The organism is Methylobacterium sp. 174MFSha1.1, assembly GCF_900116815.1.
Lineage (GTDB): Bacteria > Pseudomonadota > Alphaproteobacteria > Rhizobiales > Beijerinckiaceae > Methylobacterium.
In genome coordinates this window covers 1-18,670 of record NZ_FPCB01000069.1, presented here as the reverse complement: position 1 = coordinate 18,670, position 18,670 = coordinate 1, and the positions used below count along the sequence as shown (strand labels likewise).

Here is an 18,670-nt window from a genome sequence, read left to right as displayed (position 1 = left end):
TAAGGGCGTATCCGGTATTAGCTCAAGTTTCCCTGAGTTATTCCGAACCGAAGGGCACGTTCCCACGCGTTACTCACCCGTCTGCCGCTGACACCACAAGGATGCCCGCTCGACTTGCATGTGTTAAGCCTGCCGCCAGCGTTCGCTCTGAGCCAGGATCAAACTCTCAAGTTGAAGAGTTAGATCTCAGGCTGATCACAACATAAACGGAGGCTCACAAACGACCGGCGTTTCCGCCTGATCGTGTGAGCACCGAAACGTCAGACCAGCATCATCCTACTCACGATCAGACCCGAAGATCCGATCCGCAGGGACGACGCCGTCCACGCTTCTCTTTCTCGTATGAACTTGTCAAAGAGCTGATCGGGCCTGAGGCCGGATCTCGTACCCTTGGAGAACAGAAAGCAGCGCCGGGTTGCCCTGGCCCTTGCTTCACACTCTCTCGGGATGCCCGGTGGGGCTAAGCCGTTCGTCTCGGCGCCCCGTCGGTGAGCGGTCGTTTAAGGGTAGCCGGCTCGCCTGTCAACTCGCTCGAATCAGGCGGGGCAGGGGGCTCGGACACCGACGTGCGAGAGGTGCCCATGCGCGCGCGGATCGGCGCAGGCGAGACCTTGCGGCTCGGTGGTCCTAGATTGTGTGAGCGACGTAGGAGAGCGACGGCGGATGCGCACGACCCTTCCACCCCTCGCGGTGATCGGCGCCGGGTTCAGCGGCACCATGGCGGCCTTGCACCTGAGCCGGCTGATGCCGGATCGTCCTGTTCTGTTGTGCGAGAAATCGGGCGCCTTCGCGCGCGGGCTCGCCTACGCGACCGGCTGCAGCGATCACCTGCTCAACGTCCGCGCCACCAACATGAGCGCGTTTCCGGACCGGCCGGAGCATTTCTCCCTCTGGCTGGAGGCCTGCCCCCTCGACGGAGCCGCCTGGACCCGTTCGACGCCGGCCGGTGTGTTCGCGGCGCGCGGGCTCTACGGCCAGTACCTCACCGACCTCCTGCTGACCGCCTTGTCCGAGCCGGGGCACGCGCCGCGGCTGATGCTCGAGAACGACGAGGTGGTCGATCTCGCCCCGGTCGAGGGCGGGTTCGAGCTGACGCTGGCGGCTGGGCGCCGCCGCAGGGTCGCCGGCGCGATCCTGGCCTGTGGCAACCTGCGGGCGCCGCGCGGGCCGCGCAGCCGCTACGCGGTCGACCCCTGGGGCGACGCGCCCCTCGACGACCTGCGGCCCGACCTGCCGCTGCTCATCGTCGGGACCGGGCTGACGATGGTCGACGCGGTCGCGGCCCTGCGCCAGCGCCGTTTCGCCGGGCCGATCCTCGCCGTCTCGCGCCACGGCTTGCTGCCGCAGGTCCATGCCGCGACCGCCCCGTGGCCGGCGCCCGAGATCCCGGCCGCAGCGCGGCGCTCGCTCCACGCATTGCTGCGGTTCCTGCGCGACGAGACCCGGCGGGCCGCGGCGGCCGGAATCGATTGGCGCAGCGTGATCGACGCCTTGCGGGGCTCGAGCATCGGTCTCTGGCGCGGCCTGCCGCCCCCCGAGCAACGCCGCTTCCTACGCCACGTCCGGGCCTTCTGGGACGTGCACCGGCACCGGATGGCGCCGCCCGCCGCCGAGATCATCGGACGCGAGCTCGCCGGCGGCGGACTGACCCTGATGCGCGCCCGGGTGGTCGCGGTCGAGGATGTGGCCGGCCATGCCCGGGTCAGCTTGCGCGAACGGGGAGCCGCCGTGCCGCGGATCGTCGACGTGCAGCGGATCATCGACGCCTCCGGGGTCGGGCGCGTCGCCGATACCGACGACCTGCTCCTGCGCCGCCTGATGGGACGCGGGCTGATCCGCCCGGACGCCCTCGGGCTCGGCCTCGCGGTGGCGGAGGATCTCGCGGTGGTCGACCAGCGCGGCGAGGCCGGCCAGCCGCTCTGGACCCTCGGGCCGCTGCTGCGCGGGACGCTGTGGGAATGCACGGCGGTGCCCGACATCCGCAGCCAGGCGGCGGAACTGGCGCGGATCGTGGCGGCGCGGCTGCATGGTGTAGCGCCCGGAGCCGAGCGGGAGACGGCGTGACGCCGCCCAGCGCCAGAACCCGTTCGGCCTCAGGGGTTTGCCCGAGGCGCCTGGAATGCGGACGATAGTTCCATAAGATACCTTATGCGAATTGCCTGTTTAGGCGCCGGATTAAAATGTCCCACTCTGGCCAAGTAGAAATGGCACACTCCCCCGTTGTGCGGAACGCGGCCTCGCACCCGGGCTGTCGGCCTCTTCGGCCTCTCACGCCGGCTCAGAGCGCGGCGATCAGGGACTTGGCCTTGGCGGCGACCGTGTCCGGCGTGTCGCCGGGCTTGTAGAGCGAGGAGCCGCAGCCATAGCCGCTGGCGCCGGCGTCGCGCCAGGCCGGCAGGCTCCGCGCATCGACGCCGCCGACCGGGAGCAGCGGCGTGCCCTTCGGCAGCACCGCCCGCAGGGCCTTCAGCATCGGCGGGCCGCCGGCTTCGGCCGGAAACAGCTTGAGGGCGTCGGCACCGGCATCGAGCAGCGCGAACGCCTCGGCCGGAGTCAGGAAGCCCGGCATCGCCACCATGCCGCGGGCCTTGGCGGCGCGCACCAGGGCCGGATCGGCGTGGGGCGTCACCAGGAGGCGTCCGCCGGCCTCGGCCACCGCCGCGACCTCGGCCTCGCGGCGGAAGGTGCCGGCGCCGACGAGCGCCCGGTCGCCGAGGCGGGCGGCCAGGCGGCGCACGCTCTCGACCGGCTCGGGCGAGTTCAACGGCACTTCGAGGATCACCACCCCCGCCGCCACCAGCGCCTCGCCGATGGCCTCGACCTCGTCCGGCGTGACACCGCGCAGGATCGCCACCAGGGGGCAGCGCGAGAGCCAGCCCGTCACATCCATTCGGTTCTCTCCCCGATCAGCGCCAGGCCGCGGGCGGCGGCGTCCGGATCGCCCGCGACCGCCTGGCCGCCCTTGAGGGCGATGGCCCGGCCGTAGAGCGCCATCAGCGGGCCGGAGCCCAAGAGCTGGACGATCGGGCGCACGAGCGAGGGTTCGGTCATCGCGGCCGCGACGTCGTGGCCGATCAGCAGGCCCGACAAGTAGCTCGCCGCATCCTCCGGCGCGAGGCGTCCGAACAGCCCGAGGGCCCGGGTGCCGAACAGGTGGTGGAGCAGGCCGCCGCCTTCCGCCGAGCGGGCGACGCCCGCCTCGAAGGCCGGGCCCACCTCCGCCGGTCCGGTCATCATCCGGCCGAGGATCGTGTGACCGCTGAGCGCCGCGAAGGCCTCGCCGGTCATGGTGGTGGTGAAGCCACTGATGCGCCCGCCCGCGACCCGCACCCACTTGGCGTGGCTGCCGGGCAGGCAGATCAGCGCGTCCTCGGCACCGGCGAGCGCCCCGAAGACCTGAACCTCCTCGCCGCGCATCACCTCGGGCGTGCCCGCCGCGTCCTCGGCGCTCAGGCCCGGCACCAGCCGCACCGTGGCTCCCGCGAACGGCACCGCAACGAGGGCGGCGGCCAGTGCGTCGAGCCCCGCCGGACAGGCGAGATACGGCGCCTCCTGCCAGCCCTGGCGGCTGCCGACCATGCCGGAGAGCAGCACCCGGGTCTCCCCGGCCGCGAGCCACTCGCCGACCATATCCGTGAGGGCCGCCGGAAAGCCGCCCTCGGGCACCCGCAGGATGCCGCCCGCGCCCTCGCGCCGCGCCAGCACCGCGCCGTCCGGCGCGAGCCGGTAGGCCCGGGCGCTGCTCGTTCCCCAATCCACCGCGATCATGCCCGGTGCTGTGCCCCAGGGCCGGCCCGAGCGCAACCGCCCTCGCGCTTGACGTTTGCGGGCGGCCGATCCTATCCAGGAAAAAAGGTTGCAACTGAAACCAACCGCCAGGGAGGACTGGGCGTGAGGCAAACCGCGACGGACCTCGACCACACGCACGATGCCGCCGCCCGCTGCAGCGTGCGGGGTGCCGACGGGCATCCCGACTTCCCGATCCAGAACCTGCCGCTCGGGGTTTTCTCGCCCGGGGATGCCGCGGGGGATCATGGGGCCGCCCGCGGCGCGAAGCGGGCCGGCGTCGCGATCGGCGATCACATCCTCGACCTGCCGGCATTGCGGGACGCCGGCCTCCTCACCGGCGAGGCGGCGCGGGCGGTCGCGGCGGCAGAATCCGGCGTGCTCAACGGGCTCCTCGCCCTCGGCGCCGGTCCGCGCCGGGCCCTGCGCGACCAGATGTTCGCGCTCTTGCTGGCCGAGAGCCCAGACCGCGACCGGGTGATGCCGCTCCTGCATCCCGCCGCGTCCTGCACGCTGCACCTGCCGGCGCGGATCGGCGACTACACCGACTTCTTCGTGGGCATCCATCACGCTGCCGAGACCGGCCGTCTGCTCCGGCCCGACCAGCCGCTGCTGCCGAACTACAAGCACGTGCCGGTCGGCTATCACGGCCGCGCCTCCTCGATCCGGCCCTCTGGGGTGCCGGTGCGCCGGCCGCACGGACAGGCGAAGCCGCCGCATCTCGACGCGCCGGTCTTCGGCCCGTCGCGCCGGCTCGACTACGAACTGGAGCTCGGGGTGTGGATCGGGCCCGGCAACGACCTCGGCACGCCGGTGCCGATCGCCGAGGCGGCCGGGCAGGTGGCGGGCTTCTGCCTGCTCAACGACTGGTCGGCCCGGGACATCCAGGGCTGGGAGTACCAGCCCCTCGGGCCGTTCCTCGCCAAGAGCTTCGCCACCACGATCTCGCCCTGGATCGTCACGCCGGAGGCGCTGGCGCCGTTCCGCATCCCGCAAGAACCGCGGCCGGAGGGCGACCCCACCCCCCTGCCCTACCTCCTCGATGCCGCCGACCAGGCCGGCGGCGGCCTCGACCTCGAACTGGAGATCCGACTCGCGAGCCGGGCCTCGCGCGAGGCCGGTTCGGGCCCGCACCGGATCGCGCGGTCCAACGCCCGGCACATGTACTGGACGGTGGCGCAGATGATCGCCCATCACACCAGCGGCGGCTGCGACCTGCGCCCCGGCGACCTCCTGGGCACCGGCACATTGTCGGGCCCGGACCCGGATACCCGCGGCAGCCTGCTCGAGACCACCCGGGGCGGCAAGGCGCCGATCCGCCTCGGCACCGGCGAGGAGCGCCGCTTCCTGGAGGACGGCGACGAGGTGATCCTGACGGCGCATGGCCGGCGCGACGGCTTCGCCCCGATCGGCTTCGGCGCCTGCCGGGCCGTGGTGCTGCCCGCATGACCTGGCATCCCGTGGCCGACCTGGCGGAGTTCGCGGAAAGCCCGGTGCTCGCCCGCGAGGCCGGCGGCGTCGCCCTCGCGCTCTACCGGGTCGAGGGCGCGGTCTACGCCACGCAGGCGCATTGCACCCATGCCGGGGCGTCCCTCGCCGGGGGCGAGGTGGTGGAGGGCTACATCGAGTGCCCGGCGCATTACGGGCTGTTCGAGATCGCCACGGGGCGGGCGCAAGGAGGGCCGGTCTGCCGCGACCTCGCGACCTATCCGGTCCGGATCGACGGGACCCGGGTCTGGGTCGAGATCGGGACCGACGGTGCGTGAGCGGGCGCCGCGGCGGCCGGATTGTCGCTCACGGAATGATGAAGTGTCAGTTCTGACCAGCAGCCCTAGATTACGCCTACCGCTCCGCAAATGACGTGGAGTTCCTGACACCGGAGGCATCCATGAGAGGATTGTATCTCGCTGGTATCGCCATGTTTCTCGCCCTGCCGGCCTACGCGCAAAATGGCGCCGATCCTGCCGAGATCAGAGAGCCCGGGCCGAAACGGCTCACGACGCCGTATCAGGGCCGGGAGGAAGTCTTCGAGGGCAGCCGGATGCAGATCGACAATTCCGGCCCCGGCTCCACCGGGACCCTCGCCCGCAGCGGGACCGGCGCCGACAACTGGTCCAACGACACCGCCAACACCTCGAACTCGACCGATCCCGAGCGCGGGCTGCCGAATACCGGGGGCAGCGGCGGGGATGGCGGCGAGTAGCCGGCCGCCGCTCAAGGTAAAGGACCCGGCCGCCGGCGCCCTCGGGCAGGCCGGCGGTGCAAAGCCGGGATGGCTTCAGCCGGCCGGGACCTCGACGGTCCCGCCCGCCCGCGCCGCCCGCATGATGGCATCGACGACACGCAGGTTCTGCAGGCCGTCGCGAGCGCTCACCAGCGGCGCGGCCTCGCCGCGGATCACCGCCACGAAATGGGTGATCTGCTCCGCCAGCGGGTCGGCGCGCTCGACCGGGAGCGTGTCGCAGGCGAAGGGCTCGAACCAGGAGCGGGATTCCCGCGTCGCGTAGCGCTTCAGCCGCAGGCTCGGCACCGCGAGCGAGCCCTCCGTTCCGAGGATCGTGTAGGCGTCCTCGTCGGGATAGGTCGGATAGGCCTCGTTCTCGCGCGAGGTCTGCTCCCAACTCCGGGCGGAGGCGGCCGTATCGGAGAGAAGGAAGGTGCCGAGCGCTCCGTTGACGAAGCGAAGGGTCATGGCGACCGTGTCCTCGACGGGGAAGCCGCGCACGGCGTTCGAGGCGACGGCCTGGACGGCGGCGATCTCGCCGACCATCGCCCGCAGGTTGCCGATCTCGTGGATCATGTTGATGAGGAGCGGACCGGCGCCCGGCTCGCGCCTCCAGGTATTGGGCCCGTCGAAATACGCGTCGGGCTTGTAGAACACCGCGCTGCCGATCACTCCGACGATCCGGCCGAGGATCCCGGCACGCACCGCCTCGACGGTTCGCCGCAGGAGGGGACTGTGCAGGCGGTGATGGCCGACGAGCACCCGGGCGCCGGCCTTCTCCGCAGCCGCGACCAGGCGCTCGCCTTCGGCGAGATCGTGCGCGAGGGGCTTCTCGATCAGCACCGGGATGCCGGCCGCGATGCAGGCAAGTCCTTGCGGGACGTGCAGGCGGTTCGGCGTCGCCAGGACCACGCCGTCCGGCCGGTCGGCGCTGATGCACGCCTCCAGGGTGTCGTAGAGCGGGCTGCCCACCCGTCCGGCAAGAGCGGCCGCGTCCGGCATCGGGTCGACGATGGCCGATATCGTCGCCCCGGGATGCTTCGAGATCTCCTCGATGTGCCGCCGCCCGATCTGGCCCGCACCGACGACCGCGATCCTCGCTTCGTTCACCTCGGCCTCCCCGTCGCACCGCAGTTCCGGCGCTTGGCAGCGAAGCTCCGGCGGGGAAGCTGACGAGGATTCGCCGGACGGCACAAGTCCGGATCCCCGGAACGCCCTATCGGTCCCCCGCCAGTCCCCGCCCGCTCACCGCGCCGGCGAGCGCCAGGATCGCCCGGTTCAACGGCACGTCGATGCCGTGACGCCCGGCGGCCTCGACGACGGCGCCGGTGAGGTGGGCGTGCTCCAGGGGCCGCCCGGCGAGGCGGTCGTAGAGCATCGAGCTGCCGCCGTCGCCGGTCATGCGCCGGTAGCCCTCGAGGATGCGGGTGGCATCCTCCCCGGTCAGACGGGCACCCTCGGCGTTGGCGACCCGGATCACCTCGTCCATCAGCCCGCGGGCGAGGTCCTGGATCGCCGGATCGTTGAAGATCGCGATGCGGCGCAGGGTCAAAGCCGTGATCGGGTTGACCACCGCGTTGCTGAGGAGCTTGCGCCACGCCACCGTGACGAAATCCGCCTCCTGGGTGATCTCGAACGGCGTGCCGGCGAAGAGCTCCGCGAAGGCGGCCCCGTCCGGACCCGCCGGCACGGTCATCTTCGTGCTGCCGTGATGGGTGATGCGCCCGGGCGCCGTGCGCTCGACCGAGCAGTAGATAATCGCCGGCAGCACCACTGTGCCCGCGGCCAGGTGCGGCCGGGCCCGCTCGGCCTGGCCGACGCCGTTCTGCACCACCACCACCCGGGTCCGGGGGCCGACGAGGCGGCGGAACCACGGCTCGGCGCCCGCGGTGTCCTGCGCCTTCGTGGTCACCAGCACCCAGTCCACGGGGCCGACCTCGGCCGGATCGGCGACGACGCGCACCGGCACCTCGCGCTCGCCCGCCGCATCCGTGACGACGAGGCGGTCGAACGGCGTGCGCACGCAGAGCGTGACGTCCCGCCCGACCCGCTCCAGCGCCCCCGCCAGGTAGCCGCCGATCCCGCCGCTCCCGATCACCGCGACGCTGCCCGCCCGACTGGTGCCGTCCGCCATCGTTCCGCTCGCTCTCAAGGTCTTGTCGGCCGGGACCTTAAGGCGGCGGCGGAGACCCGGAAAGGCCGGGAATCGGCGGGGCGGGCCTGCATCCCCCGCCCTCTGCCCTCCCTTGCCTGCTGCGCTGCGGGATCTAGCTTCAGCGCCGTCGCCCCCGACGGCCAGGAGTTCCCCATGACGTCCGAGACAGCCACGACGTCGCACGTCCCGGTGGAGGGGCACGCCGCCTCCGGCAGCCGGCCGGCCCCGCCCTGCACGATCGTGATCTTCGGCGCCGGCGGCGACCTGACGAAGCGCCTGCTGATGCCGGCGCTCTACAACCTCGCGGGCAGCCGCCTCCTCGACGGCACGACCACGATCTGGGGCGTCGACCACAGCGACGGCACGGACGAGAGCTGGCGCAAGGCGCTCTCCGACACGATGGAGTCCTTCACCAAGGACGAGACGGCGGAGTTCCACGCCAAGCACATCGACCCGACCGCCTGGGGCTTCGTGCGCGACCGGCTGCACTACCTCACGGGCGACTTCCTGGCCCCCGAGACCTACCGGCGGATCGCGGAAAAGATTCCCGGGAACGCGGTGTTCTACCTCGCGGTGGCGGCGCGCTTCTTCGCGCCGATCGTCGAGCATCTCGGACAGGCGGGCCTCTTGAAGCAGGGCGACGACGTTTTTCGCCGCGTCGTGATCGAGAAGCCGTTCGGCAGCGACCTCGCCTCGGCGCGGGAGCTCAACAAGCGGATCCTCGCGGTCGCCGACGAGTCGCAGCTCTACCGGATCGACCATTTCCTCGGAAAGGAGACGGTGCAGAGCATCATGGCGATCCGCTTCGCCAACGGGATGTTCGAGCCGATCTGGCGCCGGGACTTCGTCGACCACGTCCAGATCACCGCCGCCGAGACGATCGGCGTCGAGGAGCGCGGCGCCTTCTACGAGCCGACGGGCGCGCTGCGCGACATGGTGCCCAACCACCTGTTCCAGCTGCTCTGCATGACGGCGATGGAGCCCCCGGTCTCCTTCGACGCCGAGGCGGTGCGCACCGAGAAGGCGAAGCTCGTCCAGGCCGTGCGCCCGGTCCAGCCCGAGGATGCGGTGCGCGGCCAGTACCGGGCCGGCACCGAGCAGGGCCGCGCCGTGCCGTCCTACCGCGACGAGCCGCACGTGGCGGGTGACAGCCGCACCGAGACCTACGCGGCCCTGAAGCTCACCATCGACAACTGGCGCTGGGGCGGGGTGCCGTTCTACCTGCGCACCGGCAAGCGGATGACCGGGCGGCGCACCGAGATCGCGGTCCACTTCAAGCCGGCGCCCTACCGGCTCTTTCGCGACACGCCGGTCGACCAGATCGCCCCCAACATCCTGCGGATCATGGTCGACCCGGTCCAGGGCATGACCACCGAGTTCAACGCCAAGGTGCCGGGCCCGTCGATGCGCCTCGGCGCCGTCCGTTCGACGTTTCGCGAGGGGGATTTCTTCGCGCAGGAGCCGAATGTCGGCTACGAGACCCTGCTCTACGATTGCCTCTGCGGCGACGCGACCCTGTTCCAGCGCGCCGACAACATCGAGGCGTCCTGGGCCGCGGTCGATCCGCTGGTGAAGGCCTGGGGCGCCGGCGGCGAGCCGGAGCCCTACGAGTCCGGCAGCCCCGGGCCGACGGCCGCCGACGACCTCCTCGCCCGCGACGGCCGGCGCTGGCTCCCGCTCGACGGCGAATAGGGGGTGGACGACACCCGCGAATGGCTCGAGGCGGACGGGCTCGGGGGCTTCGCCTCCGGCCCGGTCGCGGGCCCGCGCACCCGGCGCTACCACGCGCTCCTCCTGACGGCTACGACCCCGCCGACCGGGCGGGTGGTGCTGGTCAACGGGATCGAGGCCGAGGTCGCGACCGAGGGCGGGACTGTGCCGCTCTCGACGCAGGCCTACGCGCCGGACGTGATCCACCCGGACGGTTGGCGCCACCTCGTCGATTTCGCCGCCCGGCCCTGGCCGCTCTGGACCTACCGGTTGCCGGACGGCACCACGATCCGGCACGAGGTGCTGGTCGAGCCCGACTCCTGCGAGACGCTCCTGCGCTGGCAGCGCACGACCGGCGACGGACCGTGCACTCTGACGGTGCGCCCGCTCCTCTCGGGACGCGACTACCACGCCCTCCACCACGAGAACCCGGCCTTCGCCTTCGCGGCGACTGAGCAGGGCGGCAATGTGTGCTGGCACCCCTACCCCGATGTGCCGGCGGCTTCGGCACTCACCAACGGGGTCTACGCGCACGCGCCCGAGTGGTACCGCAACTTCCTCTACGCGGCGGAGCGCGACCGCGGCCTCGACGCGGTCGAGGATCTGGCGAGCCCGGGAGCCTTCACCTTCGACCTCGCCGCCGGTCCGGCGGTGATGATCCTGCGCAGCGGCGACGGGCTCGGGATCCGGGCGGCGGCCCATGCCGAGCGCCTCGTCGCGTCCGAGCGGGCGCGGCGCGAGGCGCTGTCGCCGCTGGCGCTGGCCGCCTGCGCCTACCTCGTCGACCGGCCGGGCGGGCGCACCCTGGTGGCGGGGTTTCCGTGGTTCACCGATTGGGGCCGCGACACCTTCATTGCGCTCCGCGGCCTCCTCCTCGCCACCGGCGCGCTCGCGCAGGCCCGCGCGATCCTGCTCGCCTGGGCCGGCGCGGTGAGCGAGGGCATGATGCCGAACCGCTTCCCCGATCGCGGCGAAGCGCCGGAGTACAACGCCGTCGACGCCTCGCTCTGGTACGTGGTGGCGGTCCACGACACGCTCGCCGCCCACGCCGCCGCAGGACGGCCGGTGCCGGAGGCGGAGGGCACGCGCCTCGCCGAGGCCTGCGCGGCGATCCTCGACGGCTACGCCGCCGGCACCCGTTACGGGATCGCCGCCGATGCCGACGGGCTGCTGCGGGCCGGCGTGCCGGGGGTGCAGCTGACCTGGATGGACGCCAAGGTCGGCGACCGGGTGATCACGCCCCGCATCGGCAAGCCGGTCGAGATCCAGGCGCTGTGGATCAACGCGCTCAAAGTCGGCATCGCCCGCTGGCCCGGCCGGGCCGCCCGCTGGCGCGACCTGGAGCGGCGCACCTCAGCCGCCTTCGACCGCTTCGTCTCGCCCGCGGGCGCCCTCTTCGACGTGGTCGATGCCGACCACGTGCCGGGCGCGGTGGATGCCCGGATGCGGCCGAACCAGATTCTCGCCGTCGGCGGCCTGCCCTACCCGCTGCTGACCGGCGACGCCGCCCGGGCGGTGGTAGATTCCGTCGAGGCGCGCCTCCTTACGCCGCTGGGCCTGTGCTCCCTCGACCCCGCCGATCCGGAGTACCGCGGCACCTACGCGGGCGGGCCGGCGGAGCGCGACGGCGCCTACCACCAGGGCACGGTCTGGCCCTGGCTGATCGGCCCCTTCGTCGATGCCTGGCTATCCGTGCGCGGCCGCTCGGCCGCCGCGAAAGCCGAGGCGCGGGCGCGCTTCCTGCCGCCGCTCCAGGCCCATCTGGACGAGGCCGGCCTCGGCCACGTCTCGGAGGTCGCCGACGGCGACCCGCCCCACCGCCCCGGCGGCTGCCCGTTCCAGGCCTGGTCCCTCGGCGAGCTGATCCGCGTCCGGCGGATGCTCGACCTCGATCCGGTGTGACACACGTGGAGGATTCCGCGATGCCCGGTCCCGCTCCCTGCCTCACCGATACCGAGGAGGGCCGCCGTCTCGCCGCCGTCGCCACCGAGGGCTGGCACCGCTGGGGGCCGTACCTGAGCGAGCGGCAATGGGGCACGGTGCGGGAGGATTACAGCGAGGGCGGCACCGCCTGGGATTACCTGCCCCACGACCACGCCCGCTCCCGCGCCTATCGCTGGGGCGAGGACGGCATCGCCGGCTTCAGCGACGACCGCCAGCTCTGGTGCCTCGGCCTCGCCCTGTGGAACGGCCGCGACCCGATCCTGAAGGAGCGGATGTTCGGCCTCACCAACAGCGAGGGCAATCACGGCGAGGACGTCAAGGAGCTGTGGTGGTATCTCGACGCCACCCCGACGCATTCGTACATGCGGATGCTCTACAAGTACCCGCACGCCGCCTACCCCTATGCCGACCTCGTCGCCGAGAATGGCCGGCGCAAGGGGAAGAACCTGCCGGAATACGAGATCGCCGATACCGGCGTGTTCGCGGGCGGGCGCTACCACGACGTGACGGTGGAATACGCCAAGGCCGCGCCCGACGACGTCCTGATGCGGGTGACGGTCGTCAATCGCGGTCCGGACCCGGCGGAGCTTCACGTCCTGCCGCAGCTCTGGTCGCGCAACACCTGGTCGTGGGGACGCGAGCCTTGGGAGCCGGAGCATCCGCGGCCGCTCCTACGCCTGACCGAGACCGGAGCCGTGGAGGCGACGCGCAAGAGCCTACCGCCGATGCGGTTCGCGGCGCTGCAGCCGGCCGAATTCCTGTTCTGCGAGAACGAGACCAATGCCGGGCGCCTCTTCGGCACGCCGGGCCCCGCCCACCCGAAGGACGCGATCAACGATCGCGTGGTCGAGGGGCGGCGCGAGGCGGTGAACCCGCTGTCTGAGGGTACCAAATGCGCCGCCTGGGCGACGCTCACCGTGCCGGCGGGCGGCACCACGGTGCTGCGCTTCCGCCTGAGCCCCGCCGCGGGCCCCGACGACCGCGACGTCGCGAGCTTCGACGCCGTGATGGCGCGCCGCCTCGCCGAGGCCGATGCCTTTTACGGCGCGCTCCAGCGCGACATCGTCGATCCGGATGCCCGCCTGGTGCAGCGCCAGGCGCTCGCCGGCATGCTGTGGTCGAAGCAGTTCTACCATTTCGACGTCCGGCGCTGGCTCGCCGGCGACCCGGCCCAGCCGTCCCCGCCCGACGCGCGCCGGCACGGCCGCGACAGCGATTGGACGCACCTCAACAACGCCGACATCGTCTCGATGCCGGACAAGTGGGAATATCCCTGGTACGCGGCCTGGGACCTCGCCTTCCACTGCGTGACCTTCGCGCTGGTCGACCCGGCCTTCGCCAAGGGCCAGCTGATCCTGCTCACCCGCGAATGGTACATGCACCCGAACGGGCAATTGCCGGCCTACGAATGGGCCTTCGGCGACGTCAACCCGCCGGTCCATGCCTGGGCGGCCCTGCGCGTCTACCGCATGGATCAGGCGATGACGGGGAAGCCCGACCGCGCCTTCCTGGAGCGGGTGTTCCACAAGCTGATGCTGAACTTCACCTGGTGGGTGAACCGCAAGGATGCCGGCGACCGCAACGTCTTCCAGGGCGGCTTCCTCGGCCTCGACAATATCGGCATCTTCGACCGTTCGGCGCGGCTCCCCACCGGCGGCACCCTCGACCAGGCCGACGGCACCGCCTGGATGGCGATGTACAGCCTCAACCTGATGCGCATCGCCCTCGAACTCGCGATCGAGGACCCGGTCTACGAGGACATCGCCACCAAGTTCTTCGAGCATTTCCTCACCATCGCCGAGGCGATGACCCATGTCGGCGGCAACGGCACCGGATTGTGGGACGAGGCCGACGAGTTCTACTACGACGTGCTCAGCCTCCCCGACGGCCGACAGGTGCCGTTGCGGGTGCGCTCCCTCGTCGGGCTGATCCCGCTCTGCGCCGTCGAGGTGCTGGACGAGGACATGGGGAAGCGCTTCCCCGATTTCGCCCGCCGCGCCCGCTGGCTCCTCACCCACCGCCCCGACCTCGCCGCCCAGGTCTCGCGCTGGGAGGAGCCGGGCCGCGGCAACCGGGTGCTGCTCTCGCTGCTGCGCCGCCACCGCATGAAGGCGCTCCTGCGCCGGATGCTCGACGAGACCGAATTCCTGTCCCCCCACGGCGTGCGCTCGGTCTCGAAGGCCCATGCGGCGGCGCCGTTCCGCTTCCCCTGGGACGGAGAGACCTTCGCGGTCGATTACGAGCCGGCGGAATCAACCACCGCGGTGTTCGGCGGCAACTCGAACTGGCGCGGCCCGATCTGGCTGCCGATCAACTTCCTGCTGGTCGAGGCTCTGACCGAGTTCGGCCGCTTCTACGGGCCTGACTTCAAGATCGAGTGCCCGTCGGGCGCGAAGACCTACCTCACCCTGCCGGAGATCGCCGACGAACTCTCCGCCCGCCTCACCCGCCTGGTCCTGCGCGGACCCGACGGCCGGCGGCCGGTCCTCGGCGACGATCCCCTGTTCCAGGACGACCCGCATTTTCGCGACCACGTCCCGTTCCACGAGTATTTCCACGGCGACACGGGGGCGGGGCTCGGCGCCGCGCACCAGACCGGGTGGACGGGATTGCTGGCGCTGCTGCTGCAGCCGCGGCGGAACGTGGCGGGCGGGCAGGTGCCGGCGGCACCGGAGAAATGAGGTCAGGCATCGGTATCATTCGTCCCACCCACAGCCTCAGCCTGAGGTGCGAGGTGATCGAAGATCGCCAAGCCTCGAAGGAGGGCTCCAGAGGGCGTAGAGATTTCTGGAGCCCTCCTTCGAGGCCGGCCGATCTTCGATCGGCCGGCACCTCAGGATGAGGTCGCGAATGGGATCGACTCAATTTCCAACGTACACTTTAATTGGATGTCACCGCTTCTTCCCCGGCCGCCGGAACACGCCGACGATCTCGACATGCGGCGAGTGCCGGAACTGGTCGACCGGGGTCACCGCCTCGAGCGTGTAGCCGCCCCGCACCAGCAGAGCGGCATCCCGCGCGAAGCTGCCGGCGTCGCACGACACGCCGACCACCACCGGCACCTTCGATTCGGCGATTCTGGCGCTCTGCGCCTCGGCGCCGGCCCGGGGCGGGTCGAACACCACGGCGTCGTAGCGGTCGAGTTCCGGCGCCAGGAGCGGGCGGCGGAAGAGGTCGCGGCGCTCGGTGGTGATGGTGCGCAGGCCCGCCGTGTCCCGGAAGGCGCGGTCGAGGGACGTGAGGGCCGCGGCCTCGCCCTCGACCGCGTGGACGGTGTGCCCTTCCGCCAGCGCCAGCGAGAAGGCGCCGGCGCCGGAGAAGAGGTCGACGACGCGTTTGGCCTTGCCGACCCCCTCGACGACGAGGCGGGCGAGCGTCGCCTCGCCCTCCGCCGTCGCCTGGAGGAAGCCGCCGGCCGGCGGCACCAGCCGGGAGCGGCCGGCCGGGATCTCCGGCGGGCGGCGCACGATCAGCACGTCGCCATGGAGCGAGATCCGCGCGAGGTCGAGTTCGCCCGCGAGCAGGACCAGCGCCTGGCGTGCCCGGTCGGAGGCCGGCCCGTGGCCGCGGATATCGATGTCGAGGCCGCCGGCGGTCGCGGTCACCTGCACGTCGAGGGGTTTTCCCCCACCGCCGCCGAGCGGCCGGCTCACCCGGCGGGCGATCTCGGGCGCCCTGTGCAGGGCGGGTTCGGTGACCGGGCAATGGTCGATCGCCACCAGCGCGTGGCTGCGCGCCGCCATGAATCCCGCCTGCGGCCCGCCCTCGCCGGCGCGCACGTGCAGGGTGATGCGGCGGCGGCCCGACCCGTGGGCGTCGAGGAGCGGCGCCACCGGTGCCGCGATCCCGGCCCGCGCCAGGGCCCCGACGACGAGGTCGCGCTTCCACTCGGAATAGGGCTGGGCTGCGAGGTGCTGGATCGCGCAGCCGCCGCAGGTGCCGAAATACGGGCAGAAGGGCTCGATCCGATCCGCCGACGGGGTCAGCACCGCGTCGAGCCGGGCGCGGGGCGGGCGGGTCCCCTCCTCCGCCTGCGCGCGTACGGTCTCGCCCGGCAGCGCGCCCGGCACCACGATCCCGTCCGCCGTCACCCCGTCGCCGCGCAGGCCGAGCCGCGCGATCTCCATCACGTCGCTCATCGCGCGCACTCCCGTACCGCGCCGATCAGGAATTCCTTGTTGCCGTCCCCGCCCTCGACCGGCGACGGGATCAGGCCGCGGACCGCGAAGCCGAGATCGGTGACCAGCGCCCGGATCCGCGCGCAGACCTCGTCCTGCACCGCCGCGTCGCGCACCAGCCCGCCGCGGCCGACATGCGCGCGCCCGGCCTCGAATTGCGGCTTGATCAGCGCCGCGAGCGCGGCGTCGGGCGCCAGGAGCGGGACAACGGGCGGCAGGACCAGCCGCAGGGAAATGAAGCTCACGTCGATCACCAGGAGGGAGGGCGGCACGGGAAACGGGGTCAGGGCGCGGGCGTCGGTCGCCTCGAGGGCGGAGACGCGGGGATCGCCGGCGAGGCGCGGATGGAGCTGGCCCCGGCCGACATCGACGGCGTGGACGCGGGCCGCGCCGCGGCGCAGCAGCACGTCGGTGAAGCCGCCGGTCGAGGCACCGAGATCGAGGCAGGTCCGGCCGGCCGGATCGATCCCGAACGCGTCGAGGGCGGCGGCGAGCTTGAGCCCGCCGCGGGAGACGTAGGGGTGCGGGGCTTCCGCCACGATGGCGGCGTCCCTGGCGACCAGGTCCGAGGCCCGGCGCACGACGATGCCGTCGGCCCGCACCAGCCCGGCCTCGATCGCGGCCTGGGCTCGCGCCCGGCTCTCGAAATGGCCCGCCTCCACCAGGAGGCGGTCGGCCCGCAGGCGCTCGCCCGTCGTCATCACCCTTTGTCCTTGGTCGAAGAAGTGTGGCCCCGTCGCGACTTCGCTCGCGCCGGGCCGTCCCCGCCGGCGCCGCGCGCCCTAGCTACACCGCGACACACGAGGAGAGTGGTCCCATGAGAATCGTCATGCTCGCCGGCGCCCTGGCCCTCGGTCTGGCGGCGCCTGCCCTCGCGCAGGACAAGCCCGCCGACCAGGCTGCGCCGACGACCTACGACGCGCCGATCGTCAACAACAAGGGCGAGACGATCGGCAAGATCGCGCTCCGCGACGGCGCCAACACCCTGGTGATGCGTGTGACGATCCAGGCCGGCGGCCTGCCGCCCGGCTGGCACGGCATCCACTTCCACGCGGTCGGCAGCTGCGCCGATACAGACAAGTTCCAGGAGTCGAAGGCGCACGTCAATCACGACAACGCCAAGCACGGCCTGCTGAACGCGGAGGGACCCGACGAGGGCGACCTGCCGAACGTCTACGCCAATGCCGACGGCTCGGTGAATGCCGAGGTATCGAGCGATACGCCGCTCACCGGCGAGGGCGGCCTGAAGGACAATGACGGCTCGGCCCTGATCATCCACGCCAACGAGGACGACCATGCCACCCAGCCGATCGGCAATGCGGGCGCCCGCATCGGCTGTGCGGTGATCAAGTAACGCGGAACCGGGCCGCGTCCGTCGGACGCGGCCCGGAATGGGGTCTAGCGCTGGCGCCGGGCGACGCTGACGACGTTGCTGGCGGCTTTAGGCGCCTCCCGCACCGGCAGGGTCGCCTCCACCACCTTGACGATCGAGGCCGCGTCGAGGCCGGCCTCCGCGTACATCCGGTCCGGCGTGTCGTGCTCCTGGTAGGCATCCGGCAGCGTCAGGGTGCGCACCCGCACCTTGCCCTCGTCCAGCGCACCGCGCCCCGACAACAGGTGCAGCACCATCGCCCCGAAGCCGCCCACCGACCCCTCTTCCAGGGTCACCAGGACCTCGTGGCTGCCCGCCAGATCCAGGATCAGCGCCTCGTCGAGCGGCTTCGCAAACCGCGCATCCGCCACCGTCACGGCGATGCCGGCCGCCTCAAGCCGCTCCGCCGCCTTCAGCGCCTCCGCCAGACGCGTGCCGAGGCTCAGCAGAGCCACCCGCGCCCCCTCGGGACGCCGGATCACACGGCCCTTGCCGATCGGCAGAACCTCGCCCGTCTCCGGCAGCTCGACGCCGACGCCCTCGCCGCGGGGATAGCGGAACGCGATCGGACCCGAATCGTGCGCGTGGGCGGTCGCCACCATGTGCACCAGCTCGGCCTCGTCCGCCGCCGCCATCACCGTCATGTTCGGCAAGCAGCACAGATACGCCAGGTCAAATGCGCCCGCATGCGTCGCGCCGTCCGCCCCCACCAGCCCGGCCCGGTCGAGGGCGAAGCGGACGGGCAGGTTCTGCAGCGCCACGTCGTGCACCAGCTGGTCGTAGCCGCGCTGCAGGAACGTCGAGTAGATCGCGCAGAACGGCTTGTAGCCCTCCGTCGCCAGACCGCCCGCGAAGGTCACCGCGTGCTGCTCGGCGATGCCGACGTCGAAGGTCCGCTCCGGGTGAACCTTGGCGAAGAGATCGACGCCGGTGCCCGACGGCATCGCGGCGGTGATCGCCACCACCTTGTCGTCGGCGTCCGCCGCCTTGATCAGGCTCTCGCCGAACACGCGGGTATAGGCCGGGGCGTTCGGCTTGGCCTTGGTCTGCTTGCCCGAGACGACGTCGAACTTCACCACCGCGTGGCCGCGGTCGGCCGCGGCCTCAGCGGGGGCGTAGCCCTTGCCCTTCTGGGTCACGACGTGGACCAGCACCGGGCCGTCGGGCGCGTCGCGCACGTTCTTGAGGACGGGCAGCAGGTGGTCGAGGTTGTGGCCGTCGATCGGCCCGACATAGTGGAAGCCGAGCTCCTCGAACATCGTGCCGCCGCCGGCCAGGATGCCGCGGGCATACTCTTCCGC

15 protein-coding genes and 1 rRNA gene are annotated in these 18,670 nt (G+C 72.0%); 8 read left to right on the top strand and 8 right to left on the bottom strand.

Going from position 1 to position 18,670, the window contains the following annotated elements:
• A 16S ribosomal RNA gene (locus BM430_RS32885) occupies positions 1-174 on the bottom strand; the annotation flags it as partial.
• Positions 175-663: 489 nt separating this feature from the next.
• On the opposite strand from BM430_RS32885, the gene BM430_RS32880 reads away from it, so the two are divergent.
• Positions 664-2,064 carry an FAD/NAD(P)-binding protein gene (locus BM430_RS32880; RefSeq protein WP_093571389.1) on the top strand — a complete coding sequence of 467 codons (1,401 nt, stop codon included), beginning with the start codon at positions 664-666 and terminating at the stop codon, positions 2,062-2,064.
• A 214-nt stretch (positions 2,065-2,278) separates the two neighbouring features.
• On the opposite strand, the gene BM430_RS32875 is transcribed toward BM430_RS32880, so the two are convergent.
• Together BM430_RS32875 and BM430_RS32870 are read right to left on the bottom strand one after the other, a co-directional pair.
• The gene (locus tag BM430_RS32875; protein ID WP_093571388.1) at positions 2,279-2,890 is read right to left on the bottom strand and encodes a 2-dehydro-3-deoxy-6-phosphogalactonate aldolase; all 612 of its coding nucleotides are present in this window, start codon (positions 2,888-2,890) and stop codon (positions 2,279-2,281) included.
• Positions 2,881-3,768 carry a 2-dehydro-3-deoxygalactonokinase gene (locus tag BM430_RS32870; protein WP_093571391.1) on the bottom strand — a complete coding sequence of 296 codons (888 nt, stop codon included), beginning with the start codon at positions 3,766-3,768 and terminating at the stop codon, positions 2,881-2,883. The genes BM430_RS32875 and BM430_RS32870 overlap by 10 nt, the downstream gene beginning before the upstream one ends.
• 123 nt (positions 3,769-3,891) lie before the next feature.
• Here BM430_RS32870 and fahA point away from each other — a divergent pair, with 123 nt between their 5' ends.
• From fahA to BM430_RS32855, 3 genes are all read left to right on the top strand, one after another.
• The gene (fahA, locus tag BM430_RS32865; protein WP_093571387.1) at positions 3,892-5,235 is read left to right on the top strand and encodes a fumarylacetoacetase; all 1,344 of its coding nucleotides are present in this window, start codon (positions 3,892-3,894) and stop codon (positions 5,233-5,235) included.
• Entirely contained in the window at positions 5,232-5,552 is a 321-nt protein-coding gene (locus BM430_RS32860; RefSeq protein WP_093571386.1) for a Rieske (2Fe-2S) protein, read from the top strand. The genes fahA and BM430_RS32860 overlap by 4 nt, the downstream gene beginning before the upstream one ends.
• A 122-nt stretch (positions 5,553-5,674) precedes the next feature.
• Positions 5,675-5,989 (top strand): hypothetical protein, encoded by a 315-nt coding sequence (locus BM430_RS32855; protein ID WP_093571385.1) that lies wholly within the window; start codon positions 5,675-5,677, stop codon positions 5,987-5,989.
• A 75-nt stretch (positions 5,990-6,064) separates the two neighbouring features.
• On the opposite strand, the gene BM430_RS32850 is transcribed toward BM430_RS32855, so the two are convergent.
• Entirely contained in the window at positions 6,065-7,120 is a 1,056-nt protein-coding gene (locus BM430_RS32850) for a Gfo/Idh/MocA family protein (RefSeq protein ID WP_093571384.1), read from the bottom strand.
• A gap of 106 nt (positions 7,121-7,226) precedes the next feature.
• Positions 7,227-8,144, bottom strand: a complete 918-nt coding sequence (locus BM430_RS32845; RefSeq protein ID WP_093571383.1) for a 2-dehydropantoate 2-reductase — start codon at positions 8,142-8,144, stop codon at positions 7,227-7,229.
• 174 nt (positions 8,145-8,318) lie between these two features.
• Between BM430_RS32845 and zwf the strand changes: the two genes are divergently transcribed.
• Genes zwf through BM430_RS32830 form a run of 3 tightly spaced genes read left to right on the top strand, consistent with a single transcriptional unit; the run spans position 8,319 to position 14,500 of the window.
• Entirely contained in the window at positions 8,319-9,857 is a 1,539-nt protein-coding gene (gene zwf / locus BM430_RS32840; RefSeq protein WP_093571382.1) for a glucose-6-phosphate dehydrogenase, read from the top strand.
• Between the two features lie 3 nt (positions 9,858-9,860).
• Complete coding sequence (locus BM430_RS32835) at positions 9,861-11,777, top strand: amylo-alpha-1,6-glucosidase (protein WP_093571381.1); 1,917 nt, start codon at positions 9,861-9,863, stop codon at positions 11,775-11,777.
• A 20-nt stretch (positions 11,778-11,797) separates the two neighbouring features.
• Positions 11,798-14,500, top strand: a complete 2,703-nt coding sequence (locus BM430_RS32830; protein ID WP_093571380.1) for an MGH1-like glycoside hydrolase domain-containing protein — start codon at positions 11,798-11,800, stop codon at positions 14,498-14,500.
• Positions 14,501-14,710: 210 nt separating this feature from the next.
• On the opposite strand, the gene BM430_RS32825 is transcribed toward BM430_RS32830, so the two are convergent.
• Both BM430_RS32825 and BM430_RS32820 read right to left on the bottom strand, forming a co-directional pair.
• Positions 14,711-15,958 carry a class I SAM-dependent RNA methyltransferase gene (locus tag BM430_RS32825; RefSeq protein ID WP_093571390.1) on the bottom strand — a complete coding sequence of 416 codons (1,248 nt, stop codon included), beginning with the start codon at positions 15,956-15,958 and terminating at the stop codon, positions 14,711-14,713.
• The gene (locus tag BM430_RS32820) at positions 15,955-16,698 is read right to left on the bottom strand and encodes a TlyA family RNA methyltransferase (RefSeq protein ID WP_093571379.1); all 744 of its coding nucleotides are present in this window, start codon (positions 16,696-16,698) and stop codon (positions 15,955-15,957) included. The genes BM430_RS32825 and BM430_RS32820 overlap by 4 nt, the downstream gene beginning before the upstream one ends.
• Before the next feature lie 116 nt (positions 16,699-16,814).
• Between BM430_RS32820 and BM430_RS32815 the strand changes: the two genes are divergently transcribed.
• Entirely contained in the window at positions 16,815-17,351 is a 537-nt protein-coding gene (locus tag BM430_RS32815; RefSeq protein WP_093571378.1) for a superoxide dismutase family protein, read from the top strand.
• A 44-nt stretch (positions 17,352-17,395) separates the two neighbouring features.
• Here BM430_RS32815 and dxs read toward each other — a convergent pair.
• Positions 17,396-18,670: 1-deoxy-D-xylulose-5-phosphate synthase (dxs, locus tag BM430_RS32810; RefSeq protein ID WP_093571377.1), on the bottom strand; the 1,275-nt coding region annotated here is incomplete at its 5' end.